The sequence below is a fragment of the Mesorhizobium australicum genome (genome assembly GCF_900177325.1).
Lineage (GTDB): Bacteria > Pseudomonadota > Alphaproteobacteria > Rhizobiales > Rhizobiaceae > Mesorhizobium_A > Mesorhizobium_A australicum_A.
In genome coordinates this window covers 4,018,887-4,042,321 of the sequence record NZ_FXBL01000004.1, presented here as the reverse complement: position 1 = coordinate 4,042,321, position 23,435 = coordinate 4,018,887, and the positions used below count along the sequence as shown (strand labels likewise).

General features: G+C 67.0%; 21 protein-coding genes and 1 pseudogene. 5 read left to right on the top strand and 17 right to left on the bottom strand.

Annotation, left to right across the window (positions count from 1 at the left end; translation table 11 throughout):
* Nucleotides 1–82 precede the first annotated feature (82 nt).
* On the bottom strand, nucleotides 83–397 hold the full coding sequence (gene sugE / locus B9Z03_RS22440) for a quaternary ammonium compound efflux SMR transporter SugE (RefSeq protein ID WP_085466248.1): 315 nt from the start codon (nucleotides 395–397) through the stop codon (nucleotides 83–85).
* A 157-nt stretch (nucleotides 398–554) separates the two neighbouring features.
* Between sugE and B9Z03_RS22435 the strand changes: the two genes are divergently transcribed.
* The 3 genes from B9Z03_RS22435 to glpD all read left to right on the top strand — a co-directional run bounded on the left by B9Z03_RS22435 (nucleotide 555) and on the right by glpD (nucleotide 3,831).
* On the top strand, nucleotides 555–1,715 hold the full coding sequence (locus tag B9Z03_RS22435) for an iron-containing alcohol dehydrogenase (RefSeq protein WP_085466247.1): 1,161 nt from the start codon (nucleotides 555–557) through the stop codon (nucleotides 1,713–1,715).
* The gene (locus B9Z03_RS22430) at nucleotides 1,715–2,152 is read left to right on the top strand and encodes an acyl-CoA thioesterase (protein WP_139832365.1); all 438 of its coding nucleotides are present in this window, start codon (nucleotides 1,715–1,717) and stop codon (nucleotides 2,150–2,152) included. Before B9Z03_RS22435 ends, B9Z03_RS22430 begins: the two co-directional genes overlap by 1 nt.
* Nucleotides 2,153–2,319: 167 nt before the next feature.
* The gene (gene glpD / locus B9Z03_RS22425; protein WP_085466246.1) at nucleotides 2,320–3,831 is read left to right on the top strand and encodes a glycerol-3-phosphate dehydrogenase; all 1,512 of its coding nucleotides are present in this window, start codon (nucleotides 2,320–2,322) and stop codon (nucleotides 3,829–3,831) included.
* Between the two features lie 193 nt (nucleotides 3,832–4,024).
* On the opposite strand, the gene B9Z03_RS22420 is transcribed toward glpD, so the two are convergent.
* The 16 genes and pseudogenes from B9Z03_RS22420 to B9Z03_RS22345 all read right to left on the bottom strand — a co-directional run bounded on the left by B9Z03_RS22420 (nucleotide 4,025) and on the right by B9Z03_RS22345 (nucleotide 21,046).
* A complete protein-coding gene (locus B9Z03_RS22420; RefSeq protein WP_085466245.1) occupies nucleotides 4,025–5,050 on the bottom strand; it encodes a histone deacetylase family protein in 1,026 nt (341 codons plus the stop codon).
* Nucleotides 5,047–5,535: a GNAT family N-acetyltransferase gene (locus B9Z03_RS22415; RefSeq protein ID WP_085466244.1), complete on the bottom strand. Its 489-nt coding sequence runs from the start codon at nucleotides 5,533–5,535 to the stop codon at nucleotides 5,047–5,049. Before B9Z03_RS22415 ends, B9Z03_RS22420 begins: the two co-directional genes overlap by 4 nt.
* Before the next feature lie 199 nt (nucleotides 5,536–5,734).
* A complete protein-coding gene (locus B9Z03_RS22405; protein WP_085466242.1) occupies nucleotides 5,735–7,090 on the bottom strand; it encodes an aminotransferase family protein in 1,356 nt (451 codons plus the stop codon).
* A gap of 42 nt (nucleotides 7,091–7,132) precedes the next feature.
* Nucleotides 7,133–7,296: pseudogene (locus B9Z03_RS30680) on the bottom strand (ABC transporter ATP-binding protein); the annotation flags it as partial.
* Nucleotides 7,297–7,321: 25 nt separating this feature from the next.
* Nucleotides 7,322–8,968, bottom strand: coding sequence for a N,N-dimethylformamidase beta subunit family domain-containing protein (locus B9Z03_RS22400; RefSeq protein WP_085466241.1), 1,647 nt, complete (start codon nucleotides 8,966–8,968; stop codon nucleotides 7,322–7,324).
* 93 nt (nucleotides 8,969–9,061) lie between these two features.
* On the bottom strand, nucleotides 9,062–10,567 hold the full coding sequence (locus B9Z03_RS22395; protein ID WP_085467817.1) for a malonate--CoA ligase: 1,506 nt from the start codon (nucleotides 10,565–10,567) through the stop codon (nucleotides 9,062–9,064).
* A gap of 186 nt (nucleotides 10,568–10,753) precedes the next feature.
* Nucleotides 10,754–11,935, bottom strand: a complete 1,182-nt coding sequence (bktB, locus tag B9Z03_RS22390; RefSeq protein WP_085466240.1) for a beta-ketothiolase BktB — start codon at nucleotides 11,933–11,935, stop codon at nucleotides 10,754–10,756.
* Nucleotides 11,936–11,961: 26 nt separating this feature from the next.
* Entirely contained in the window at nucleotides 11,962–12,603 is a 642-nt protein-coding gene (locus B9Z03_RS22385) for a transglutaminase domain-containing protein (RefSeq protein WP_085466239.1), read from the bottom strand.
* Nucleotides 12,604–12,610: 7 nt separating this feature from the next.
* Entirely contained in the window at nucleotides 12,611–13,048 is a 438-nt protein-coding gene (locus B9Z03_RS22380; RefSeq protein ID WP_085466238.1) for a PaaI family thioesterase, read from the bottom strand.
* A 4-nt stretch (nucleotides 13,049–13,052) separates the two neighbouring features.
* Entirely contained in the window at nucleotides 13,053–13,823 is a 771-nt protein-coding gene (locus B9Z03_RS22375) for an enoyl-CoA hydratase-related protein (RefSeq protein ID WP_085466237.1), read from the bottom strand.
* On the bottom strand, nucleotides 13,820–14,422 hold the full coding sequence (locus B9Z03_RS22370) for a 2-hydroxychromene-2-carboxylate isomerase (protein WP_085466236.1): 603 nt from the start codon (nucleotides 14,420–14,422) through the stop codon (nucleotides 13,820–13,822). Before B9Z03_RS22370 ends, B9Z03_RS22375 begins: the two co-directional genes overlap by 4 nt.
* 421 nt (nucleotides 14,423–14,843) lie before the next feature.
* The gene (locus B9Z03_RS22365) at nucleotides 14,844–16,448 is read right to left on the bottom strand and encodes an acyl-CoA carboxylase subunit beta (RefSeq protein ID WP_085466235.1); all 1,605 of its coding nucleotides are present in this window, start codon (nucleotides 16,446–16,448) and stop codon (nucleotides 14,844–14,846) included.
* Between the two features lie 2 nt (nucleotides 16,449–16,450).
* Nucleotides 16,451–16,954, bottom strand: coding sequence for an acyl-CoA carboxylase biotin carboxyl carrier protein subunit (locus tag B9Z03_RS22360; protein ID WP_085466234.1), 504 nt, complete (start codon nucleotides 16,952–16,954; stop codon nucleotides 16,451–16,453).
* Nucleotides 16,955–16,956: 2 nt separating this feature from the next.
* Nucleotides 16,957–18,441 carry an acetyl-CoA carboxylase biotin carboxylase subunit gene (locus tag B9Z03_RS22355; protein ID WP_085466233.1) on the bottom strand — a complete coding sequence of 495 codons (1,485 nt, stop codon included), beginning with the start codon at nucleotides 18,439–18,441 and terminating at the stop codon, nucleotides 16,957–16,959.
* Nucleotides 18,438–20,258 carry an acyclic terpene utilization AtuA family protein gene (locus B9Z03_RS22350; protein ID WP_085467816.1) on the bottom strand — a complete coding sequence of 607 codons (1,821 nt, stop codon included), beginning with the start codon at nucleotides 20,256–20,258 and terminating at the stop codon, nucleotides 18,438–18,440. The genes B9Z03_RS22355 and B9Z03_RS22350 overlap by 4 nt, the downstream gene beginning before the upstream one ends.
* Before the next feature lie 5 nt (nucleotides 20,259–20,263).
* The gene (locus B9Z03_RS22345; protein ID WP_085466232.1) at nucleotides 20,264–21,046 is read right to left on the bottom strand and encodes an enoyl-CoA hydratase-related protein; all 783 of its coding nucleotides are present in this window, start codon (nucleotides 21,044–21,046) and stop codon (nucleotides 20,264–20,266) included.
* Between the two features lie 229 nt (nucleotides 21,047–21,275).
* Here B9Z03_RS22345 and B9Z03_RS22340 point away from each other — a divergent pair, with 229 nt between their 5' ends.
* Nucleotides 21,276–22,484: an acyl-CoA dehydrogenase family protein gene (locus B9Z03_RS22340; protein WP_085466231.1), complete on the top strand. Its 1,209-nt coding sequence runs from the start codon at nucleotides 21,276–21,278 to the stop codon at nucleotides 22,482–22,484.
* Nucleotides 22,481–23,338, top strand: coding sequence for an SDR family NAD(P)-dependent oxidoreductase (locus B9Z03_RS22335; protein ID WP_085466230.1), 858 nt, complete (start codon nucleotides 22,481–22,483; stop codon nucleotides 23,336–23,338). Before B9Z03_RS22340 ends, B9Z03_RS22335 begins: the two co-directional genes overlap by 4 nt.
* Nucleotides 23,339–23,435 lie beyond the last annotated feature (97 nt).

Here is a 23,435-nt window from a genome sequence, read left to right as displayed (position 1 = left end):
GCAGTGCCTCGCTGATTTGCAGAGATTTCATGACTGACGACTCACGTCAAGCGACGGACTCCAAAAAGTCTTTGAGTCAATCTTAGGCGACCGTTTTCAACCCGATAATTCCCGCAGCGATCAGGCCGATGCAGGCGAGGCGGGCGAAGGTCGCGGGTTCGGCGAACAGCGCGATGCCGAGGATGGCGGTGCCGATCGTGCCGATGCCGGTCCAGACCGCATAGGCGGTGCCGACGGGCAGCGATTTCAGCGCAAGGCCGAGCAGGCCGAGGCTGACCACCATCGAGGCGACGGTCAGCACGGTCGGCAGCGGGCGGGTGAATCCGTCGGTGTATTTGAGGCCGATCGCCCAGCCGATCTCGAACAGGCCGGCGAAGAACAGATAGGTCCAGTGCATGGGAAACTCCTTGCCGGATGGGTCGTCCCATCCATGTGAATTTTGCAAGGGGCCGTCCCCTGGCCCCTTCTATCCGATCGGGACGGGCTTGAAAACCTGGCCCCTCCTATGCCAGCCATGCGCGGCCGCCGCCAGCGCGGACCTTGGAGGAAGCAGCATGACCCCCTTCGTCTTCAACACAACGCCGTCGATCGTCTTCGAGGCCGGTTCCTCGCGTCGCTTCGGCGAGATCGCGGGCAAGAGGCTCGGGCCGAAGGTGCTGGTGGTAACCGATCCCGGCCTGCGCAGGCTCGGCCTTGCCGACCCGGCGATTGCTTCGCTGGAGGCGACGGGCGCCACCGTCACCGTATTCGACCAGGTGGAAGCCGACCCGTCGCGCGCGACGCTGATGAAGGCGGTGGAAGCGGGCAGGGCGGCCGGGGTGACAGGCGTCGCCGGCTTCGGCGGCGGCTCGTCGCTCGACGTGGCGAAGCTCGTCGCGCTGCTCCTCGGCTCTGGCGAGGATCTCGATGGCGCCTGGGGTGTCGCCCAGGCCAAGGGGCCGCGCCTGCCGCTGGCGCTGGTGCCGACCACGGCCGGAACCGGATCGGAGGTCACTCCCGTCTCCATCATCACCGTCGGCGAGGAGGAAAAACGCGGCGTGTCGTCGCCGGTCATCCTGCCCGATGTCGCGATCCTCGACGCTGAACTCACGCTCGGCCTGCCGGCCGCCATTACCGCCGCCACCGGCGTGGACGCGATGGTGCATGCGATCGAGTCCTATGCGTCGAAGAACGCAAACAACAATCCGCTGTCGAGGATGCTGGCGAAGCAGGCGCTGCAACTCCTCGGCGCCAATATCGAGACCGCCGTCTTTAACGGCAAGGACGTCGCCGCGCGTGGCGCGATGCTGCTCGGCTCGATGCTCGCCGGCCAGGCCTTCGCCAATTCGCCGGTCGCGGCCGTGCACGCGCTCGCCTATCCGATCGGCGGCACGTTCCACGTTCCGCACGGTCTCTCCAACGCGCTCGTCCTGCCGCATGTGCTGCGCTACAACGCGCCGGATGCCGCGCATCTCTATGCCGAGATCGCAGCCGACGCCTTCCCGCACCTTGCGAAGGAGGAGGGGACGCAAGGGCGCTGCGCCGCCTTCATCGAGGAACTCGCCGGCCTGTCGAAGAAGCTCGGCATGCAGACGAAGCTGCGCGAGGTCGGCATCGGCGAGGAACATCTGCCCAAGATGGCCTCCGACGCGATGAAACAGCAGCGCCTGCTGGTCAACAATCCGCGCGAGGTGCAGGAGGCCGACGCGCTGACGATCTACCGGGCGGCCTGGTGATGGCGCGGCCCGTTCCCTCCGAGCGCAGCGCCTACCGCGCCTTCCGCACGCTCACCACGCGCTGGATGGACAACGACATCTACGGCCACATGAACAACGTGGTCCACTACGCGCTGTTCGACGCGGCGGTGAACGGCTGGCTGATCGAGAACAAGGTGCTCGACATCCATGGCGGCGACCAGATCGGTCTCGTGGTCGAGACCGGCTGCCGGTATTTTGGCGAGCTCGCCTTCCCTGATGTCGTGACCGCCGGCATACGCGTCGCGCAGATCGGCTCGTCCTCGGTGCGCTACGAGGTCGGCCTGTTCCGCAACGAGGAGGACGTCGCGGCGGCAGAAGGCTTCTTCGTCCACGTCTATGTCGACCGCCAGACCCGTCGACCGAAACCGCTCAATCCCGCCTTGCGCGCGGCGCTGGAAACGATTTCGGTCGCATAGCGAACCTCTGCATCTTTCACATGCCCTGCGGCGGTCTCGCGGCGTGAGACAATGTCACGCGCCCATGAATGCGGCATTTCGTTTGACATTCGTTTGTGGTTCGAAATAATCCGAACAGCTTTCGAAACCCGCAAGAACGGCTTCCCGCGAAAGCGCTGGAGGAACCCATGAGCGGCGTGATCCACGACATCTTCGTCATCGGCGGCGGCATCAACGGTTGCGGCATCGCGCGCGACGCGGTCGGGCGCGGCTATTCGGTCTATCTCGCCGAGATGAACGACCTCGCCAGCGGCACCTCGTCGGGCTCCACCAAACTGATCCACGGCGGCCTGCGCTATCTCGAATTCTACGAATTCCGTCTCGTGCGCGAGGCGCTGATGGAGCGCGAGGTGCTGTGGCAGATGGCGCCGCACATCATCTGGCCGATGCGCTTCGTGCTGCCCTACGCCAAGGGCATTCGCCCCGCCTGGATGATCCGGCTCGGCCTGTTCCTCTACGACCATATCGGCGGGCGCAAGCTGCTCCCTGCCACTCGCACGCTCGACATGCGCACCGACGCCGCCGGCAAGCCGTTGAAGCCGCTGTTCACCAAGGCGTTCGAATATTCCGACGGCTGGGTCAACGACGCCCGCCTCGTCGTGCTCAACGCCCGCGATGCAGCCGATCGCGGCGCGACGATCCGCACCCGCGCCAAGGTCACCAGCGCGCGGCGCGACGGCGGCCTGTGGCGCATCACGGTCGAGGACACGCGCTCGGGCGCGATCGAGGAAGTCCATGCGAAGCTCCTGGTCAACGCCGCCGGCCCGTGGGTCGACAAGGTGCTTGCCGGGTCCGTCGGCCAGAACGATGTCCACAACGTTCGCCTCGTCCAGGGCAGCCACATCGTCGTCCGGAAGAAGTTCTCCGATCCGCGCGCCTATTTCTTCCAGAACCGCGACGGACGTATCATCTTTTCAATTCCCTACGAGGAAGACTTCACCCTCATCGGCACCACCGATCAGGACTATCAGGGCGATCTCGCCAAGGTGGCGATCACCGACAAGGAGATCGACTACCTTTGCGCCGCGGCCAGCGAGTATTTCGCCGAGCCGGTGCGGCGCGACGATATCGTCTGGACCTATTCGGCCGTGCGCCCGCTCTATGACGACGGCGCATCCAAGGCGCAGGAGGCGACGCGCGACTATGTGCTCAAGGCCGAGGGCGGCCACGGCGAGCCGCCGCTCATCAACGCTTTCGGCGGCAAGATCACGACCTACCGCCGGCTCGCCGAGTCCATGCTGGAGAAGGTGGAGCATTTCCTCGGGAAGAAGGGCAAGCCATGGACCGCCGCCGCGCCGCTGCCCGGCGGCGATTTCCCGGCGACCGGCTTCGACGCGCAGGTCTCGGCGCTCAGGCGCGACTATCCGTTCCTCGACGCCCGCCTCGCGCGGCGGCTGACGCGGCTTTACGGCACGCGGGCAAGCGCGCTGCTGGGCGATGCCCTCTCTATCGCCGATCTCGGCCAGAATTTCGGCGCCGATCTCACCGAAGCCGAGGTGCGCTACCTCATCGCCAACGAATGGGCGGTAACGGCCGAGGACGTGCTGTGGCGCCGCACCAAACGGGGCCTGCATCTGGACGCCGCGCAGAAGGCGGCGCTGGAGGCCTGGATGCGCGCGGAAGTTCCTGCTGCCGCCTGACTGGCTCTTTGCGGGAGATTTCGGCGCGACGTCATCCCGGTGACCGGAGGTCAGCCGGGACCGATTGGCGGTCGCAACTATGGCTCGAAGGCGAACTCGATCGCGAAGAAGAATGGATACCGGGTCGCCCCCGGCGCGGTATGACGGCGGACAGTGTGCGGCCAGGCAACCGAGCCGCGAACCTCGAAGGCCCTCACCCCTTCCCACCATACCCCGTCAGGAACGAGGTCAGGTTGTCGCCCAGCTCGTCGCAGAGATAACCACCCTCCTGGACGATCACGGTCGGCAGGCCGAGCCCGGCGATCTTCTCCGCGATGCGGGCAAAGCCGGGCGTCGAGACCGACAGGCCACCGAACGGGTCGCCTTCGAACGCGTCCAGTCCGAGCGCCACCACCAGCGCCTCCGGTGCGAAGGCGCGGATGCGCTTCAGGCCGGCGTCGAGTGCTTCGAGGAAGCCGGCGTCGGCCGTCTTACGCGGAAGCGGCAGGTTGAGGTTGTAGCCGAGCCCCGCATCCTTGCCGCGCTCGTCGGCATGGCCCCAGAAGAAGGGATAGAAGCGCACCGGATCGACATGCAGCGACACCGTCAGCACGTCGGCGCGGGCATAGAAGATGCCCTGCGTGCCGTTGCCGTGGTGAAGGTCCACGTCGAGGATCGCCACCCGGGCGGCATCCCGGCGCAGATGCTGCGCCACCACCGCCGAATTGTTGATGAAGCAGAAGCCGCCGGCGACATCGGCGAAGGCATGGTGGCCCGGCGGACGGCAGAGCGCATAGGCGACGCGTTCGCCGCCCCGCACGGCGTCGGCCGCCTCGACCGCGCTCCAGGCGCTCCACTGCGCGCTCTCCCAGGTCTCGGCCGAGATGGGGCAGGACGTGTCGGCCATGTGATAGCCTGCCTGGCCGATCGCCGAAGCGGGGTAGGTGCCGTCGCGGGCGATCGGGTGGATGCTCGGCACCACCTCTTCCGGCGCGCCCTCCACCCGCCGCCAGCGCGGATGGATATGTTCGAGGAAATCGAGATATTCCGGCGTGTGGACGGCCGCGATCGGGCCCATGCCATGATTGTTCGGCCGTACGACCGTGCATCCCGCCGCCTTCGCGCCCGCCAGCAGGCGTTCGACGCGTTCCGGCGTCTCCGGATTGCTGGCGACGCCCCCCGACGTGCGGAATGCCTTCGGGTCGTGCCGCTTCTGCTCGGCGGCGTAGAATGCCTTCATGTCACGTCCTCTTCGCTCAGTCTCTCGAACGCCTCGCCATAGGCGGCGTGGATGTAGTCGTCGGCATAGCGCGTCACGCCGATGCGTTCGTAGAAGCGTTGCGCTCTCTCGTTGTCGAAATCGACCGCGAGCCTGAGATGGCTCGCACCTCGCGCGCGGCCGATGCGGGCGACGCGCCGGATCAGCGCCTCGCCGATCTTCATGCCTCGGTATCGCTCGTCGACAAACAGGTCCTGCACATAGACGCCCGGCCTGCCGAGCCAGGTCGAGAACACCGGGAGATAGAGGCACATGCCGGCAAAGGTGCCGTCGACCTCGGCGATCAGTCCCTCGAAGGCCCGGCCGGGCGCGAGACCCTCGCGTGCAAAGATCTCCGGCGTGCTGGTGATCTTCTTCGCCGTGCCGAGCACTTCGCCCATCGCAAGGATGGCGCGGTGGATCGCCTCGGCGTCAGCGGGCGTGGCGTCGCGGATGAGGAGAGTCATGCGGATCGTCCGCGCTCTGTCGCGCCCCCCTCTGACCTGCCGGCCATCTCCCCCTCAAGGGGGGAGATCGGCAGTTTCGATGACACCGCCTTTCCTGCGGCGATGAAGATTGGCGAAACCCTATGCGATAGCTGATCTCCCCCCTTGAGGGGGAGATGGCCGGCAGGCCAGAGGGCGGCGCGAAGGATCACAACGTCTCTCAACTCGCCACCGGCAGCCCGAACTCCCGCGCCGCCGCGGCGATCGCATCTCCTAGGATCGACACGATCTCCCCGATCTCCTCCCGCGTCACGATCAGCGGCGGCGCCACCATCACGCAGTCGCCCTGCACACCGCCTTTCACCCGGCGGAAGTAGACGATCAGCCCGCGCTCATAGGCAAGATCCAGCACCCGCTGGCCGATGTTCACCTCCAGCGGCAGGTTCCGCATCGTCTCCTTGTCGGCAACGAACTCGATCGCCGTCATCAGCCCCTTGCCGCGCACGTCGCCGATGAAGGGGAAGCGGTCGGCGAGAGACTGCAACCCCGCGATCAGGTCCGCGCCACGCGCCGCCGCATTGTCGGCGAGCTTCAGCCGGTCGACCTCCTGCAGCACCGTCAGCCCGGCCGCGCAGGCGAGCGGGTTGCCGGCATAGGTGTGGCCGTGCGCGAAGCCGCCCATGTCGAGCACCGGCTTGACGATGCGCATCGGCGCGCACATGGCGCCCAGCGGCATATAGCCGGAGCCGATGCCCTTCGACAGCGACACGATGTCCGGCTTGCCCTCCCAGTGATCGCCGCCGAGGAACTTTCCAGTGCGCGCCACGCCGCTCATCACCTCGTCGTGGATGAGCAGGATGCCGTACCGGTCGCAGATCTCACGGATGCGCGGATAATAACTGTCGGGCGCGACGAGCGCATTGGTGGCCGCCCCGCCGATCGGCTCCATGATGAAGGCGACGACCGTTTCCGGCCCTTCGGCCAGGATCTTCTCCTCCAGCATGTCGGCATATTTCAGCCCGCGCTGTTCCATGGTGAGGTTGTCCCGGTCGCGATAGGCCGTCGGCGCCGGGATCGACGGCATCGCCTTCATCTGCGCCTCGAATGGGCCGGTGAGCTGGCCGTCATGTGTCACGGTCAGCGCGCCCAGCGTCCCGCCGTGGTAGGAAGGCATACGGCCGATCACCTTCCAGCGGCCCGGCTGGCCGGTCGCGACGGCCCATTGCCGCGCAAGCTTGACGCAGGATTCCACCGCCTCCGAGCCGCCTGAGACGAAGAAGATCCGGTCGAGTCCGTTCGGCATCCGTCCCGCGATGTCGCGGGCGAGGTCCTCGGCCGGGTCGTTCTCGAAATGCAGCCGGTAGGCGAAGGTCGTCTTCTCCATCTGCGCCTTCATCGCATCCAGCACATGCCGGTTTGAGTAGCCGAGATTGACCGCGACCGGACCCGATGAGCCGTCGATGAAGCGGCGTCCGTCCTGCGTCCAGAGGTAGATGCCTTCCGCCCGGTCGACGAGAGGCCGGCGCAGGCGGGTGACGTAGAAGAGGTGGGAGGGGCGGGGGTCAGTTGCGGTCATGTCAGGCGTGATACCTCTTGATGGTATGAGAGGTCAGCGTTCTGTCACGCCCCCCTCTGTCCTGCCGGACATCTCCCCCACAAGGGGGGAGATCGGCAGCTTGAATGTCTTCGCTCGTCCTGCGGCGCTGGCGATTAGCGAACTCAGCGGCGACAGCCAATCTCCCCCCTTGTGGGGGAGATGTCCGGCAGGACAGAGGGGGGCGCCGTAGAGCGCAAACGCTGAACGAAATCACGCCCCACCCCTCAAATACCTGTCCAGCACATTCGCCGTCACCTTCTCCACCATCGCGTCCTTGCGCAACAGGCCGGCGACCCATTCGCAGGAGCCGGCATGAAAGACCTCGCCGTCGCCCTTGGGAAAGTTGACGATCATGCCGTTGGAGCGCTTCACCTTGTCGAGGTTCTCGTCGCTTGGCCGTCCGTAGAGCGTCTCGGCGATAAAGCGGCCGTCCTCGTCGGCGAGGAAGCGGGCGCTGGCCGGCAGGTCGCCGCTCTCCTCGACCTGGCTCGCCATGCCGACGGCGAGGATGGACAGCCGCTCCGGTGCGCCGCTGTCGGCCGTCGGCCATGGCAGGCCGCCGCGGATCTCGTGGTCGAGCCCGTCGACCTCGTAGCCGTAGACGCCGCCCTCGGCGCCCAGCAGGTCGCCATAGTAGATGCCCGTCCCCCTGAACGCCCAGTGCTCCGGCCGGTAGACCGGAAAGCCGCGCACGCCGCGCGGCGCGCAGCCGCCCCAGCCGGCATAGACGCCCTTGGCAGCGTTGAGGCCGAAGGTGGAAGCCCCCGGCCGGCCGATCTCCGGCGCCTCCCAGGAATTCGTCGCGCGCGTCACGTCGCCACCGGGGCGGTAGGCTGGGTCTTCGGCGCGCGCCTTGTATTTGTAGCACACCTGCTTGCGCCCCTCGTCCTCGAGGCGCGTCTGCCACATGAAGTTGCCGGCGAAGCGGGCCGCACCCCCGCCGCACGCCACCCAGGCGTCGACCGTGTCGCGCATTTCCCAGGTCCAGTATTCGTCATGGCCGACGAAGACGGCGCAGTCGTAGCCGTCGAGGATTTCCGGCTCGTCGTGCAACTCGTGCTGGCCGATCAGGTCGACCTGATAGCCGGCCCGCTCGGCCCAGCGGAAGAAATGGCCGTCATAGCTCGCCCATCCGGCCGAGGCGTATTTTTTGGAATGGCCGGTTGCGAAGGCCCATTCCATATGCGGATAGCGCGGCACGGTGGCGATCGGCGTCGCGAAGTCGAGCGGCACGCGCGGCGCCTCCTTCGGCAGCACGACGAAGCCGCGGCACCACGGCCGCTGGTTCGAGACGGTGGTGGCGAACTGGTCCCGGGTCGGCCCGGTGATGCCCTGATAGTGGTTCGAGCCGCCCCAGGTGTTGTAGGCGTGCCAGGTGCCGGTGGCGGCGACCTGCAGCACGCGCCCCGGCCGCTTGGCCGGCCTCGGCTTGACGATGAACAGATGGTGCGAGGCGATCGGCCTGCCGTCGCGGCCCTCGGCCGTCAGCGTCGCGCGGTAGGCGCCCGACGGCCAGTCCTCGGGGATGCGAAACGAAAACGTCGTCTCCCAGCCGCAGCCCTCGACCGAGCACTGGTCGGGTGTGTCCTGCCAGCGCGCCGCAATGTTTCCATGCGACAAGACCGGCGTCTCCTCACCGCCGTCGCGGACGATGTCGAGGTAGAAGCGCGGCGCGGTGGAACTGACATGCAGGTCGACTTCGTCGCCGGGGAAGTAGGCGTAGTGGCCGGTGTAGCCCCAGATCTCGCCGCGCTCCCCGTCCATGCCCGGCCACTCGTAGTAGTGCCCCAGCACCGCCTGGCGCCGCTCATCCTCGGTCAGGCCGAAATCGGGAAAATCGCCGCTCGCCGCGCGCATGGTGATGAACTCCTCGCCGGTCAGGTGACCACGCCGACAGTGCCGGCCGCAAGGCCGGACAGCCGCGATTTCCGTTGGTCCATCGCGCCAGGTTCAGTTCGTGAAGCTGTCCTTGTAGCTCTCGCGCAACTGCGATTTCTGTACTTTTCCCATCGTGTTGCGGGGAAGCTCTGCGACGATCTCGTAGCGGCGCGGATGCTTGAAGCGGGCGAGTTTCTCGCCGACGGTGGCCTTCACCGCCTCCAGGTCGAGGCCGGGCTTCGCGACGATCACCGCGACCGCCGCCTCGCCCATGTCCGGATGCGGCACGCCGACGACGGCCGTCTCGATCACACCCTGAATCGCATCAATGACTTCCTCGATCTCCTTCGGGTAGATATTCAGCCCGCCGGCGATGATCAGGTCCTTCTGCCGGCCGACGATGTGGACGTAGCCGTCGGCGTCGATCATCGACATGTCGCCGGTGATGAACCAGCCGCCGGGGCGGAACTCGGCCGCCGTCTTCTCGGGCAGGTTCCAGTAGCCCTTGAACACGTTCGGCCCCTTGACCTCCAGGATGCCGATCTCGCCCTGCGGCAGCACCTTGCCCTCGGTGCTGGCCACCCGGACGCTCACGCCCGGCAGCGGGAAGCCGACCGCGCCCGGCCGGCGCTCGCCGTCATAGGGGTTCGACGCCGTCATCGAGGTCTCGGTCATGCCGTAGCGCTCGAGGATGCGATGGCCTGTCCTCTCCTCGAATTCGACATGCGTCTCGGCCAGCAGCGGCGCGCTGCCGGAGATGAACAGCCGCATGTTCGCGACATGCTCTTTCGTCAGCCGGGGCGAAGCGAGCAGCCGCGTGTAGAAGGTCGGCACGCCCATCAATGCCGTGGCGCGCGGGATCGCGTCGAGCACGGCGTCGGGGTTGAAGGCGGCATGGAAGATCATCGTGCCACCGACCCTGAGCATGATGTTGCACGCCACGAACAGCCCGTGCGTGTGGTAGATCGGCAGCGCGTGCACCAGCACGTCATCGCCGGTGAAACGCCAGATGTCGGTGAGCGCCAGCGTGTTCGACAGCAGGTTGTCGTGCGACAGCATGGCCCCCTTGGAGCGGCCGGTCGTGCCCGACGTATAGAGGATCGCTGCAAGATCGTCCGGCGCCCGCTCGACCACCTCCGCCATCGGCTGCGCCTTCGCCGCCGCCGCCGGCAGGCTGCCGCCCCGGTCGGCCGCGATGGTCAGCAGCCCGACGCCGAGCTTCTGCGCCAGTCCCGCATAGCCTTCCTTCGCGGCTTCGTCGCAGACGAACAGGCGAGGGGCCGCGTCTGTCAGGAAGAACTCGACCTCGGAGGGGGTGTAGGCGGTGTTGAGCGGCAGGAACACCGCGCCAGCCTGCTGGCAGGCGAGGTAGACGGCCAGTGTCTCCGGCGTCTTCGGCGCCTGCACCGCCACCCGGTCGCCCGGCTTCACACCGTTCTCGACCAGCACCGTCGCGATCCGCGCGACGAGGTCGGCGAAATCGCCAAAGCTGATCCGCCCCTTGCCGTCGAGATCGAGAAACGTCTTTTCCCCGCCGCGATGCGGCAGGACCAGGGCGTCGTAGAGCGGATTGGTCATGATGTCCTCCTCGCCGGCTTTTGGCACAAAGTGGGGCAGGGGAGCCAGAGACATCAGGTCGAGCGCGAGTCGATTGTCCTTTGCCAATTCCCGCTCACCGTCTCGGGCTTCGCCCGATCCACCTCTCCCTTATTTCATGGGGGCGAGGAGTGGCAGTTTCGGCGACTGGCGTCGAAAACTCTCGCGTCACACCCGCTCGATGGCCAGCGCGATACCCTGACCCCCGCCGATGCACATGGTGACGAGGCCGTAGCGGCCGCCCGTGCGCTGCAGGTAGTAGAGCGCCTTGACCGTTAGGATCGCGCCGGTGGCGCCGACGGGATGGCCGAGCGCGATCGCGCCGCCGTCGGGGTTGACCTTCGCCGGGTCGAGGCCGAGCTCGCGGTTGACGGCCAGCGCCTGCGAGGCAAAGGCTTCGTTGGATTCGATCACGTCGAAATCCGTGAGCTTCATGCCGGCGCGGGCGAGCAGCGTCCTGACCGCCGGGATCGGCCCGACGCCCATGATGCCCGGCTCGACGCCGGAGTGGGCGTAGGCGACGATGCGGCCGATCGGCTTCGCACCGGTGCGCTTGACGTAGGTCTCGGAGGCCAGCACCACCGCGGCCGCGCCGTCATTGATTCCCGACGCGTTGCCGGGCGTCACCACGCCATCCTTCTTGAAGGCCGGCTTCAGGGTCGCCAGCGTCTCCAGCGTCGTGTCGGGCTTCGGATGCTCGTCCGTGTCGAAGGTCACCGTCTTGCGGCCGGCCTGGATCTCCAGCGGCAGGATCTGCGTCGTGAAGTGGCCGGCGGCGATGGCGGCGGCGGCGCGCTTCTGGCTCTCGACGGCGAAGGCGTCCTGCTCGGCGCGGGTGATCTGGTATTTCTCGGCGACGTTCTCGGCGGTCACGCCCATGATGCCGTTGCCGAACGGGTCGGTCAGAACGCCGGTCAGCCCGTCGACCATCTTCACGTCGCCCATCTTCTGGCCGAAGCGGGCGGACTGGACGTAGTGCGGCGCGCGGCTCATCACCTCCGCGCCGCCGGCCAGCGCCACCTCCGCGTCACCCAGCATGACGTTCTGCGCCGCCGAGATGATCGCCTGCGTGCCCGAGCCGCAGAGCCGGTTCAGCGTCATCGCCGGCGTCTCCTTGGGGATGCCGGCATTGATCGCCGCGACGCGTGCCAGATAGGCGTCCTTGGGTCCGGTCGGGATCACGTTGCCGTAGACGACATGGCCGATCACGGCCGGATCGACGCCCGCGCGCTTCATCGCTTCGACCGCGACCGCCGCGCCGAGGGAGGCCGGCTCCTCGCCGGACAGGGAGCCGCCGAAGGTGCCGATCGCGGTGCGCGCGCCGGAAAGAATGTAAGTGGTTTCAGTCATCTGTCAGCCAATCGTGTTGCAAGGAATCAGGTGGTCGGGCGGCCGGCCCGTTCGTCGTCCAGGTGCGCCAGCATGCGGGCGTGGTGGGTGCGCATCGCGTCGGCGAAGCCGTCATAGGGCATGTCGTCGAATTCGCCGATGAAGTCCACATACTCCATGTGGGGGCGGCCCGCCTGGTCGAAGGGCTGGAAGATCGAGTCCTCGCGCCCGTCGAAATCGAGCGGCGTCACGCCGTGCTTCTCGCACAGCCGGATGTCGAAGGCGGGCGTCGCCTTCACCCATTTCCCGTCGAGGAACAGCGAGGTGTAGGCGTGCCAGTAGAAGACGTCGTCGTCCATCAGCGCCAGGATCTTCGGCGAGGCGAGGTGGTTGCGGACATTGGCGAAGCCGATGCGCGAGGGAATGCCGACCGCGCGGGCAAGTGCGGCCAGCGCCACCGCCTTCGGCACGCAGAAGGCGGCCGGCGACTGCAGCACGGTGGAGGCGACGAACTGGTCTTCGTCCAGCCCGAAGGTACGCATGTCGTAGGACACCGCGTCGCGCAACGCATAGTAGAGGTTCACCGCCTTCGAAACGTCGTCGCCCGTTCCCGCATGGGCTGCGGCGAAGTCGCGGACGACCTCGCTGTCGGCGTCGACGAAGCGCGTTGTCTTCAGTGTCGCGTCCATCCGATCCTCACCAGGGGCTTTTGTTCGCCACCCGCTTCCAGGTGCCGCTCGCGGAAGCAATGACGCGGTCGCCGACCCGGCAGTCGCCGCGAATGAACATCAGCGTTCTCGTGGCGCTGATCACCTGCGTCTCGGCGACGACGAGGTCGCCGATCACGCTGCCGCCGATGAGCTGGCAATCGAATCCGATGGTGAAGAAGGTCTCCTGCGGACGGACGAAATGAGCGGAAAGGCCGAGCGCCTCGTCGAGGAAGGACAGGATCATGCCGCCATGCGGCCGCCCTTGCGTGTTGTCGTGCTTGGGTTGGACGCGAAAGCAGAACCGTGTCCGGCCCTCGTCGCGCCGCTGGTAGAAAGGGCCGATCAGGTCGACGAACGCGGATGGCCGGACCAACTGCCAGCCATCGGCAATCAGGTCCGTGTCGTCGGCTGCGTCCACCGCCATCCGTTCATCCTTTCCGCTTGGCGAAGAAGGCGGCGATCTGCGCCTTCATCGCGGGCGTCCGTCCCGCCTCGCCCTGCAGGTCGCGTTCGAGCGCCAGCTGCTCGTCGATGCCGAATTCCGCGGCACGATCGATCAGGCGCTTGGTGCCGGCCAGCGCCGCGGCGTCGAGTTTTGCAAGCCGGGCGCAGATCGCCTCGGCCGTTGGCGCGAGCTCGGCATCGTCCACCACGTCCCACAGCAGGCCCCAGGCCAGCGCCTTCTCGGCCGGGATGCGGTCGCCCAGCAGCATCATGCCCGAGGCCCGTACACGGCCCAGCATACGCGACAGGAACTGCGTATTGCCGGCGTCCGGCACCAGCGCGATGCCGACGAACGGCTCGTAGAAATAGGCCGAGCGCGCCGCGATCACGATGTCGGCCGCGAGCGCGATGCCAACGGCGGCGCCCGCGCAGGGGCCATTGACCGCGGCCACGACCGGCAGGCGCGACTGGCGCATGGCGATGACCAGCGGATTGAAATGGCGCTGCAGCACGTCGTCCAGCGCCGGCGTTTCGTTCGGGTCGACGGTGGCGAGGTCATAGCCGGCGCCGAAGGCGCGGCCTTCGCCCGTCAGCAGGATCGAGCGTGCCGACGGGTCGCTGCCGGCACGCAGCACGGCGTCGCGCAGCTGGTCGGCCGTCTCGTTGCGATAGGCGTTCAGCTTGTCGGGCCGGTTGACCACGATGCGCGCGCGGCCGTTCTCGACCGAATAGCTGATGTCGTCATACGCGATCACGTCCGCCCTCCTCCAAGGAACCAGCGCAGTTGCGGCAGCCTGTCTGCACCGAAAAGACCTTCGCCGTCGACCAGGAAATAGGGCGAGCCGACGACACCCGCTGTGACCGCGTCCGCTACCGCCGCTTCCAGGCCGGCGCGGCCGACGGGCCCCTGCAACGCTTCGGCCGTCATTTCGGGTGCGATCCCGACCTCCGCCGCCAGCTCCGTCAGGGTCGCCGCGTCCGAGATGTCCCACTGCTCGGCGAAGAAGGCCGGCAGCAGGCGGCGGGCAAGCGCCGATGCCTTGTCCGGGTCCTGCTCGCGCACCGCGTAAAACAGCCGCCCGGCCAGGTGCGAAGAAAGCGGCAGCTTCACCGGCCTGCGATAGGGCATGCCGAAGAACGCCGCCGAACGCTCCATGTCGTTCAGCATGTAGGCGCGCTTCACCGGCACATCCATCGGGGCTGCGATGCCGTGCGCCTTCAGCACCGCCCACATCAGGATCGGCCGCCACTCGACCGCGCGCCCGAACTCCGCCCCGATTTCGTCGACCTGCCGCGCCGCGAAGTAGGCGTAGGGCGAGGCGAAATCGAAGTAGAAGCGGATCGGGTCGGGCATGGCTAAAGCGCGTCTCGCCTTGGTGGTTTCATATCAAAGTCGTCATCCTCGGGCTTGTCCCGAGGATCTGCCGGCATTGGCGGTTGGCCACATCCGCTTCTGAGCTGAGATGGTTGTAGATCCTCGGGACAAGCCCGAGGATGACGCCGCTACGAATGCTGCGGCTCAACTCCGCCGCATCTGATCGCTCCGTCTTCATATCGGTGCCGTCACCTTCATCTGCAGCGTCACCCCTATTGGCGCCGTCATCCTCGGGCTTGTCCCGAGGATCTGCCGGCGTTGGCGGTTGGCCACGTCCGCTTCTGAGCTGCGAGGGCAATAGATCCTCGGGACAAGCCCGAGGATGACGGCGTCGAGGGTATGATTCTGCACCTCGCCACAGATGCGCGTCCTTCGCCGCCGCCGCTCACACTCCCCATCCTCAGAACCTGAACACCCCGTAGCCGAGGTCGCCGAGCGGGGCATTGAGGGAGGCCGAGATCGCCATGCCCAGCGCGTTGCGGGTATCGACCGGGTCGATGATGCCGTCGTCCCAGAGCTGCGAGGTCGAGTAATAGGCCGACAACTGCTCCTGGTAGGCTTTTCGCGTCTCCTCCCACACCCGGTCGACCTCGCTCTGGTCGACGAGCCCGGCACGCTTCATCTGGTTGAGCTTCACCTCGGCCAGGGTGTTCGCCGCCTGGTCGCCGCCCATCACGCCGATCTGGTGGTTCGGCCAGGTGAACAGGAAGCGGCCGTCGAAGGCGCGGCCGCACATGCCGTAATTGCCGGCGCCGAACGAGCCGTTGCACATCACGGTGAACTTCGGCACCGCCGAGCACGACTGCGCCATGATCATCTTGGCGCCATCCTTGGTGATGCCGCGCCGCTCGTATTCGCGGCCGATCATGTAGCCGGTGATGTTCTGCAGGAACACCAGCGGCGTGTTGTTCTGGTTGCACAGCTCGATGAAGTGGCCGCCCTTGAGCGAACTGTCGTTGAACAGCACCCCGTTGTTGGCGAGGATGCCGACCTTGTAGCCCCAGATGTTGGCATAGCCGCAGATCAGCGTCGTGCCGTAGTTCGGCTGGTATTCGTGGAAGCGGCTGCCGTCGACCATGCGGGCGATGACCTCGCGCATGTCGAAGCTCTTCTTGATGTCGTCGGGAACGATCCCATAGAGTTCCTGCGGGTCGTAGGCCGGCGCCTCCGGCGTCTCCTGCTGGCAGTCCCACTTCTTCGGCCGGTCCCACTGCGCGACGATCTCGCGGCCGATGTGGATTGCCTCGTCCTCTGTCGCGGCCGGATAGTCGGCGGTGCCGGAGACGGAGGTGTGCATGTCGGCGCCGCCGAGTTCCTCCACCGTCACCTCCTCGCCGGTCGCCGCCTTCACCAGCGGCGGGCCGCCGAGAAACACCGCGCCCGTGCCGCGCACGATCACCGAGTAGTCCGACAGGCCGGGAATATAGGCGCCGCCGGCCGTGCAGTGGCCGAACACCAGCGACAGCTGCTTGACGCCCATCTTCGACAGGATCGACTGGTTCCGGAAGATGCGACCGGCCATGTATTTGTCCGGAAACACTTCCGACTGCAGCTGCAGGAAGCCGCCGGCGGAATCGCACAGATGAATCACCGGCAGGCGGTTCTCCATCGCGATGTCGAGCGCGCGGACGATCTTCTTGGCCGTCAGCGGATACCACGCGCCGCCCTTCACCGTCGGGTCGTCGGCACGGATCACCACCTCCCGGCCCGACACGATGCCGATGCCGACGATCGAGCTCGCCGAGGGCGAGTCGCCGTCATAGGCCATGTTGGCCGCGAGCGAAGAAAGTTCGAGGAACGGCGTGCCGGGATCGAGCAGCTTCTCGATGCGCTCGCGCGGGCGCATCTTGCCCTGCTTGGCGAGCCGGTCGAGGTCGCGCTGCGGCCGTTGATGGCGCGCCGCCTCCTGCTTCTCCCTGAATTCGGCGACGACCCTGCGGTTGTGTGCGTCATAGCGGCGGAAGTCCGCCGAAGACGTCGAGATCATGGACTGGATCTTGCGCATCGTCAGGCCTTCTCACCTTCCGGCTCGAGCGTGACGATCACCTCGTCCTTCTCGAACGTCTCGCCTTCGCCCTTGAGGATCTTCGCGATCACGCCGTCGCGCGGGGCGGGCAGGGCGGTCTGCAGTTTCATGCTCTCGATGGTGACGACGGCCTCGCCGCGCGCGACCCTGTCGCCGGCCTGCTTCTGCACCGACACCACCGCGCCGGGCATCGGCGCCTTCAGCGCATCGGCACCTCCTCCGGCCCCTCCGGCCGCCGAGAACGGGTCGACGAAGCCGACCTCGTAGGTCCGGCCGCCGAAGCGGACGAACTGCTTCTCGCCCAACTCGGCGCGCGCGAATTCGAGCCTGTGGCCGCCCACTGCCATCAGGTTGCGGCCGTCGCCGATGGCGGGCGTGCGCGACACTTCGTGCTCCTGCCCGTCGATGACGAGGACGAGATGCGGCCGCCGCCGCGCGATGGTGACGTGGTGGACCTTCCCGTCGATGGTCAGTTCGATCGACATGGTCAGTTCCTCCAGCCGCCGATGGCCGCGTAGGGCTCGGGCGTCGCCAGTGCCAGATCGCGGAAGTCGCGGAAGCCGAGCGCCGCCGCCGCGAGCGCCTGGACAAGCGCTGCATCGGACACGGAGGGCGCTGCCAAGGCATCCTTGTGCTGGGCGACGAAGCCGGTGTGGATGTCGCCGGCGCGGAACGCCTCATGGTCGAGCACGCGGGCGAGATAGTCGATGTTGGTGGTGACGCCGAGCAGCGCCAGCTCGTCCAGCGCCGCGATCGAGCGGTTCACGGCCTCGTCGCGGTCCGCGCCGTGGATCACCAGCTTCGCCAGCATCGGATCGAAGTCCGCGGTCACCTTCTGGCCCTGGTCCAGCGCGTTCTCGAAGCGCAGCCAGGGCTCCTCCGGCACGCCGAGATACTGCACCGTGCCTGTCTCCGGCATGAAGTCGCGCTCGGGATTTTCCGCGCAGATGCGGCATTCGATGGCGTGGCCGTTGGCCTTGATGTCGGCCTGCCTGCCGGGCAGCCCCTTGCCAGCCGCGACCTCGATCTGGCAGCGCACGAGGTCCAGTCCGGTGATCATCTCGGTCACCGGATGTTCGACCTGCAGGCGGGTGTTCATTTCAAGGAAGAAGAAGCGGCCGTCGGCGCCGAGGATATATTCCACCGTGCCGGCATTCTTGTAGTTCGCCGCCGCCGCCAGCCTGACCGCGGACTCGCAGATCTCGGCCGCGAGCTTCGCCGGCAGGTTCGCCGACGGCGCCTCCTCGATGATCTTCTGGAAGCGGCGCTGGACGGAGCACTCGCGTTCGAACAGGTGGATTGCCCCGCCCTTGCCATCGCCCAGCACCTGCACTTCGATATGGCGCGGCCGCTCGACATAGGTCTCGGCATAGACGCGGCCGTCGCCGAAATAGCGCTGCGCCTCGCTCGACGCGATACGCGCCGCCTCGCGCAGGTCACCGGCATTGCGCACGATGTTCATGCCCTTGCCGCCGCCGCCTGCCGCCGCCTTGATCAGCAGCGGAAAGCCGATCGCCTCGGCCTGCTTCGTGAACGCGTCCAGGTCGCCCGTCGGCATCACCGACGGAGCCACCGGCACGCCATGCGCCTCGGCAAAGTTGCGCGCCGAGATCTTGTCGCCCATCAGCGAAATGGTCTCGGCATCCGGCCCGATGAAGGTGATGCCGGCCTCGGCCACGGCGGCTGCGAAGCGGGCGTTCTCCGACAGGAAGCCGTAGCCCGGATGGATCGCATCCGCGCCGGTCTTCTTCGCCGCCGCGATGATCTGGGCGATGTCGAGATGGGCCGCGACCGGCGTGTCGCCGGTGATCTCCACCGCCTCGTCGGCCATGCGCACATGCTTGGCGCGGGCCTCGACGCGGTGATGGATCGCGACGGAGCCGATGCCCATCTCCCTCAGCGTCCGCATCACCCGGCAGGCGATCTCGCCGCGGTTGGCGACGAGAACCTTGTTGAACAGCGGCGTGCTCATGCTGCGGCGTCCTTGTCCCATCCGTCGAGCGCGCCGCCCTTGGCGAGCCAGTCGGCCGGCACCTCGACCGGGAAGTCCATGAAGATCTGCGCCAGCGCCTTGCCTTGCGGGTCGTGGCGCAGCGAAGCGATGCCGCCGCCGGCCAGCCCCTCATGCAGCATGAAGTTCAGCCCGTTCAGCCCGGGCCACTCGAAGCGTTCGACCTTGTCCTTGACGAAATGCGCGAAGTAGCGGCCGACCGCCTCGGGCGTGGCGCTGCGGCGTATCCACGGCAGGTACTCAGCCTTGCGCGCCAAGACGCCGATATTGCCGATGTCGCCCTTGTCGCCGCTGCGCCCGTGCGCCAGCGCCACCAGCGGCACGGTCGCCAGCTTGCCTCCACCGGAGGGAATCTCGCCGGATGCTTCAGGGGGCACATCGCCCTGCACGTCGTTCGGCAGATGCGGCGCGATCTCGCGGGTCTTTCCATCGAACTCGTAGGCGACGCGAATGTCGGCCTTGGGCGCCAGGAAGGAGAACAGCCGCACGATCGGCTGCGGCTCGGGCCGTCCACCGGCAAAGCCGGTGATCGACTGCGCCATGGCCGTCGCCGCCGGGAAGATCTCCTTGGCGAAGATGCCGAGGGCGTCCTTGCTGGCGTGGCGCACGGCGATCTTGAGCACGACCTCGCGCGTCGCTCCCGCCCGCGATTGCGCGCCGAAGTTCGCTTCGCTGCCGAGGATTTCGACCGAGCTGTCGGCGAAGCCGTCGAAGCCGGCGGCGCGCATCAGCCGTTCGGAACGGGCGAGGATCGCCTTCGCCGTCGCCTCGGCGCGTTCCTTGGCCTCGCGGCCGGCGATCATCATCGTCACCTGCGCGCGGTAGCCGTCGGCATAGGTGGCGCTGACCTTGTAGCTGTCGGTGGGCGCCGCCCCCTTCGCGCCGCTGACCTTCACGCGGTCCGGCCCGACCTGTTCGAGCCGGACCGCGCTCCAGTCGGCGGTCACGTCGGGGAGGATGTAGCGCCGGGGATCGCCGACCTCGTAGACGACCTGCTCGGCGATGGTGGCGGTAGAGACGAGGCCGCCGGTGCCCTCGGGCTTCGAGATCACGAACGAGCCGTCGGCCGCGCATTCGGCGATCGGGAAGCCCATGTCGTCCCAGTCGTCCGCGACCTTGCGCCAGTCGGTGAAGATGCCGCCGGTGGCCTGTGTGCCGCATTCGACGACATGGCCGGCGAGGCTGCCGGCGGAAAGCAGGTCGTAGTCGCCCGGCTTCCAGCCGAATTCGTGGATCAACGGTCCGAGCACCACGGCCGAATCCACCACGCGGCCGGTGATGACCACGTCCGCGCCGTCATCGAGTGCGGCCGCGATCGGGAAGGCGCCGAGATAGGCGTTCACGCTGGCCAGTTTCTCCGGCATCGCCGCGCCTGAGAACATTTCGGTCGTCCCCGCCGCGCGATAGGTGTCGGCCGAGTCCGACAGATCGTCGCCGCGCACCACCGCGACCTTCAGGTCGACGCCGGCTTCCTTGAACGCCGCCAGCAGCGCGTCGCGGCAGGCGTCTGGATTGACGCCGCCGGCATTGGTGACGACGCGGATCTTCTTCGCTGCAATCTCCTTCGCCAGCGGCTTCATCGCCATCGTCACGAAGTCGGTGGCGTAGCCGAGCTCCGGCTTCTTGGCCTTCATCCGGGCGAGGATCGACATGGTGATCTCGGCCAGGTAGTCCATCACGAGATAGTGGATATCGCCCTTGCGGACGAGCTGGGCGGGACCTTCCGGGCTGTCGCCCCAGAAGCCCGCGCCGCAGCCGATGCGAACGATCTTGCTCATCTCGCTCATTCCGCCGTCCAGTTGGGCGCGCGCTTCTCGTTGAAGGCGAGCATGCCCTCGCGGGCGTCCTTGGTGCGGGTCATGTTGGCGAGCATGAACTGCGCATACTCGAGTGCGGCGTCCGTCGACATCTCCCGGATCTTGGCCAGCGCCTGCTTGCCGAGCCGGATGCCGGTCGGCGACTTGTCGGTGACGCGCGCCAGCAGCCAGTCGAGCTTCTGGTCGAGTTCCTCATAGGGAACCGCGTAGTTGACGATGTTCTCGGCGACCGCATCCCTGCCCGTGATCAGTTCTCCGGTGATGCAGAGTTCCATCAGCCGCCGGTAGGAGACGATCCTGAGCAGATAAGGCAGGATCATCATCGGGAAGATGCCGACCTTCACCTCGGTCACACCGAGCTTGGCGTCCTCGCGCGCCACCGCGAGGTCGCAGGCGCACAGGATGCCGAAGCCGCCGGCAAGCGCGGGACCGTTGACACGGGCGACGATCGGCAGCCGGCAGGCGTCCATGCGCCGCAGGAGCCGGGCGACGTAGTGGCGCGGGTCGGCCGCATCGATGGTGAACGGCGTTCCGTCCGCCTGGAGCTGCAGGTCGCCGCCGGCGCAGAAGGCCTTGTCGCCGGCGCCGGTGAGCACGACCGCGCGCACGCTCTTGTCCGCCTCGGCCGCGTCGAGGCCCGCCTGGATGCCGAGCGCGACCTTTTCATTGAGCGCGTTGCGGCGCTCCTCGCGATTGATCGTGATCCATTGAACCGCGCCGCGGCGCTCGATCAGGACTGGCTCTGTCACGGTCTCCCCCGCTGCTTTTCTTGCCTTGTCTCCGTCTAAATGATTTCAGTTCATCAGTGTTGTCAACCGGAATGCGACGCTTTTCCGCAACCGTGTCATTTGCAGATTGGGAATCCATACGTTTCCGCGTCAAAACTGCGCATTGGCCTCTTGCGCAAATGATGAAATGATCTCATTAACGATGAAGAAAGGGCTGCCGGGCGCGGCCGGAACGGGAGGATTGAGGAAAATGCAGGACTTCACCGGGCTCAATGAGAAACCGAACCTGTTCGACCTCGACGCGGACCAGCAGATGATCCTCGACAATGCGGACCGCTTCGCCCGCAACGAGCTCTATGCGCTGTCCGAACGGATGGACAATGAGGAATGGTGGCCCGAGGACGCCTTCCCGAAGATCGGCGACAACGGCCTGTTCGGCATCACGATTCCCGAGGAATATGGCGGGGCAGGGCTCGATCTCGTCGCCGCCGGTCTCGTCCTGCAGGGCATGGCGCGCTGGAATCACGCCATGGCGCTCGCCTGGGTCGCGCATGACAATCTCTGCGCCAACAACATCTATCGCAACGGCAATGACGAGCAGCGCAAAAAGTACCTCCCCGACCTCTGCTCCGGCCGCAAGATCGGCGCGCTCGGCCTGACCGAGCCCGGCGCCGGCTCGGATGCGCTGGGCTCGATGCGCACCACCGCGCGCCGTGACGGCGATCACTACGTGCTCAACGGCTCCAAGATCTACATCACCAACGGCCCGGTCGCCGACGTGCTGCTCGTCTACGCCAAGACCGACCGGGACAAGGGCGCGCACGGCATCTCCGCCTTCATCGTCGAGAAGGAGATGAAGGGCTTCAAGGTCGCGCAGAAGCTGAAGAAGATGGGCTATCGCGGCAGCCAGACCGGCGAGCTGCTGTTCGAGGACTGCCGCGTGCCGGCGGAAAACCTCGTCGGCGGGGAGAATCGCGGCGTCGCGGTGGTGATGAGCGGGCTCGACCTCGAACGTGCGATGATCTCGCCGCTCTGTCTCGGCATCGCCGAGCGTGCGCTGGAGCTTTCCGTCGACTATGCGAAGACCCGCAAGCAGTTCGGCAAGCCGATCGGTTCGTTCCAGATGGTGCAGTCGATGCTGGCCGACATGTATGTCCAGGTCGAGACCATCCGCGCCTTCACCTATCGCGTGCTGGCGGCGGCCGCGCCGCTGGAGATCGGCGAGGGCGGGCGCGGCGACATCCACATGCTGACCGCGGCCTCGGTGATGTATGCCGCCGAAGCGACGCACAAGGTTCTCGATCTCGCCGTGCAGGTGCATGGCGGCACGGGCTATATCTGGGAATCGGAGATCAACCGCCTGTTCCGCTCGACCAAGCTGATGGAAATCGGCGCCGGCACCACCGAGGTGCGCAAGATGATCATCTCGGGCGAGCTGTTGAAGGGGATGGAGCGGTGAGCGAGACGCCCGAACAGTTCGGCTTCACCGATGCCGACCTCGCGACCCACCCCACCGTCTATGCCGAGGGCTCGCTCGCCGGCCAGGTCGTGCTGGTCTCGGGCGGTGCGGGCGGCATCGGCCGCGCGACGGCGTGGCTGTTCGCGCGCATGGGCGCCCACGCGGTCATTTCGGGCCGCAGCGAGGGCAAGGTCGCCGACGTCGTCAAGGCGATCACCGCCAAGGGCCTCAAGGCCAGCGGCCATACGGTCGACGTGCGCGAGCCGGAAGGCGTCGCCGCCTTCTTCGACACCGTCTGGGCCGAACACGGCCGGCTCGACATCCTCGTCAACAGCGCCGGCGGCCAGTTCCCTCAGGCTGCGATCGATTTCAGCGTGAAGGGCTGGAATGCGGTCATCAACACCAATCTCAACGGCACCTGGTTCATGATGCAGGCCGCCGCGCGCAAGTGGCGCGACGCGGGCCGGCCGGGCAGCATCGTCAATGTCGTGGTCGTCACCACGCACGGCCTCTACGGCGTGGCGCACACCATCGCGGCACGGTCCGGCGTCATCGGCCTGTCGAAGAGCGTCGCCGTCGAATGGGCGCCGCTCGGCATCCGAGTCAACTGCGTCGCGCCCGGCGCCATCGAGACCGACGGCTGGAAGGTCTACACCCCCGAGGCGCGCGCCGCCTATCCGCGCTCCAACCCGATGATGCGCGCCGGCGACGCCTGGGACATCGCGGAGGCCTGCGTCTATCTCGGAGGCCCGACCGGAAAGTTCGTCACTGGCGAGCTCTTGACCGTCGACGGCGGCGGCCAGCTCTGGGGCGAGACGTGGACGACCGGCAAGCCGGATTATTTCAAGACCTAGACCGTGCTGATCCCGGTACACGGCCGCTCGTGCGGGCGCCGTGAAAAGAGCTTCAGGTTATTTATTAGTGTTGACTAATTGATTAGTGAATGCTAAT

Excerpts from the sequence above, each read along its gene's own strand:
- B9Z03_RS22385 (WP_085466239.1), bottom strand. The coding sequence starts at position 12,603 with ATGGACGCGACACTGAAGACAACGCGCTTCGTCGACGCCGACAGCGAG.
- B9Z03_RS22400 (WP_085466241.1), bottom strand. The coding sequence starts at position 8,968 with ATGCGCGCGGCGAGCGGCGATTTTCCCGATTTCGGCCTGACCGAGGAT.
- B9Z03_RS22405 (WP_085466242.1), bottom strand. The coding sequence starts at position 7,090 with ATGACCGCAACTGACCCCCGCCCCTCCCACCTCTTCTACGTCACCCGC.
- B9Z03_RS22370 (WP_085466236.1), bottom strand. The coding sequence starts at position 14,422 with ATGCCCGACCCGATCCGCTTCTACTTCGATTTCGCCTCGCCCTACGCC.
- B9Z03_RS22420 (WP_085466245.1), bottom strand. The coding sequence starts at position 5,050 with ATGAAGGCATTCTACGCCGCCGAGCAGAAGCGGCACGACCCGAAGGCA.
- B9Z03_RS22430 (WP_139832365.1), top strand. The coding sequence starts at position 1,715 with ATGGCGCGGCCCGTTCCCTCCGAGCGCAGCGCCTACCGCGCCTTCCGC.
- B9Z03_RS22395 (WP_085467817.1), bottom strand. The coding sequence starts at position 10,567 with ATGACCAATCCGCTCTACGACGCCCTGGTCCTGCCGCATCGCGGCGGG.
- glpD (WP_085466246.1), top strand. The coding sequence starts at position 2,320 with ATGAGCGGCGTGATCCACGACATCTTCGTCATCGGCGGCGGCATCAAC.
- B9Z03_RS22365 (WP_085466235.1), bottom strand. The coding sequence starts at position 16,448 with ATGCGCAAGATCCAGTCCATGATCTCGACGTCTTCGGCGGACTTCCGC.
- B9Z03_RS22350 (WP_085467816.1), bottom strand. The coding sequence starts at position 20,258 with ATGAGCAAGATCGTTCGCATCGGCTGCGGCGCGGGCTTCTGGGGCGAC.
- sugE (WP_085466248.1), bottom strand. The coding sequence starts at position 397 with ATGCACTGGACCTATCTGTTCTTCGCCGGCCTGTTCGAGATCGGCTGG.
- B9Z03_RS22415 (WP_085466244.1), bottom strand. The coding sequence starts at position 5,535 with ATGACTCTCCTCATCCGCGACGCCACGCCCGCTGACGCCGAGGCGATC.
- B9Z03_RS22380 (WP_085466238.1), bottom strand. The coding sequence starts at position 13,048 with ATGGCGGTGGACGCAGCCGACGACACGGACCTGATTGCCGATGGCTGG.
- B9Z03_RS22355 (WP_085466233.1), bottom strand. The coding sequence starts at position 18,441 with ATGAGCACGCCGCTGTTCAACAAGGTTCTCGTCGCCAACCGCGGCGAG.
- B9Z03_RS22340 (WP_085466231.1), top strand. The coding sequence starts at position 21,276 with ATGCAGGACTTCACCGGGCTCAATGAGAAACCGAACCTGTTCGACCTC.
- bktB (WP_085466240.1), bottom strand. The coding sequence starts at position 11,935 with ATGACTGAAACCACTTACATTCTTTCCGGCGCGCGCACCGCGATCGGC.
- B9Z03_RS22435 (WP_085466247.1), top strand. The coding sequence starts at position 555 with ATGACCCCCTTCGTCTTCAACACAACGCCGTCGATCGTCTTCGAGGCC.
- B9Z03_RS22360 (WP_085466234.1), bottom strand. The coding sequence starts at position 16,954 with ATGTCGATCGAACTGACCATCGACGGGAAGGTCCACCACGTCACCATC.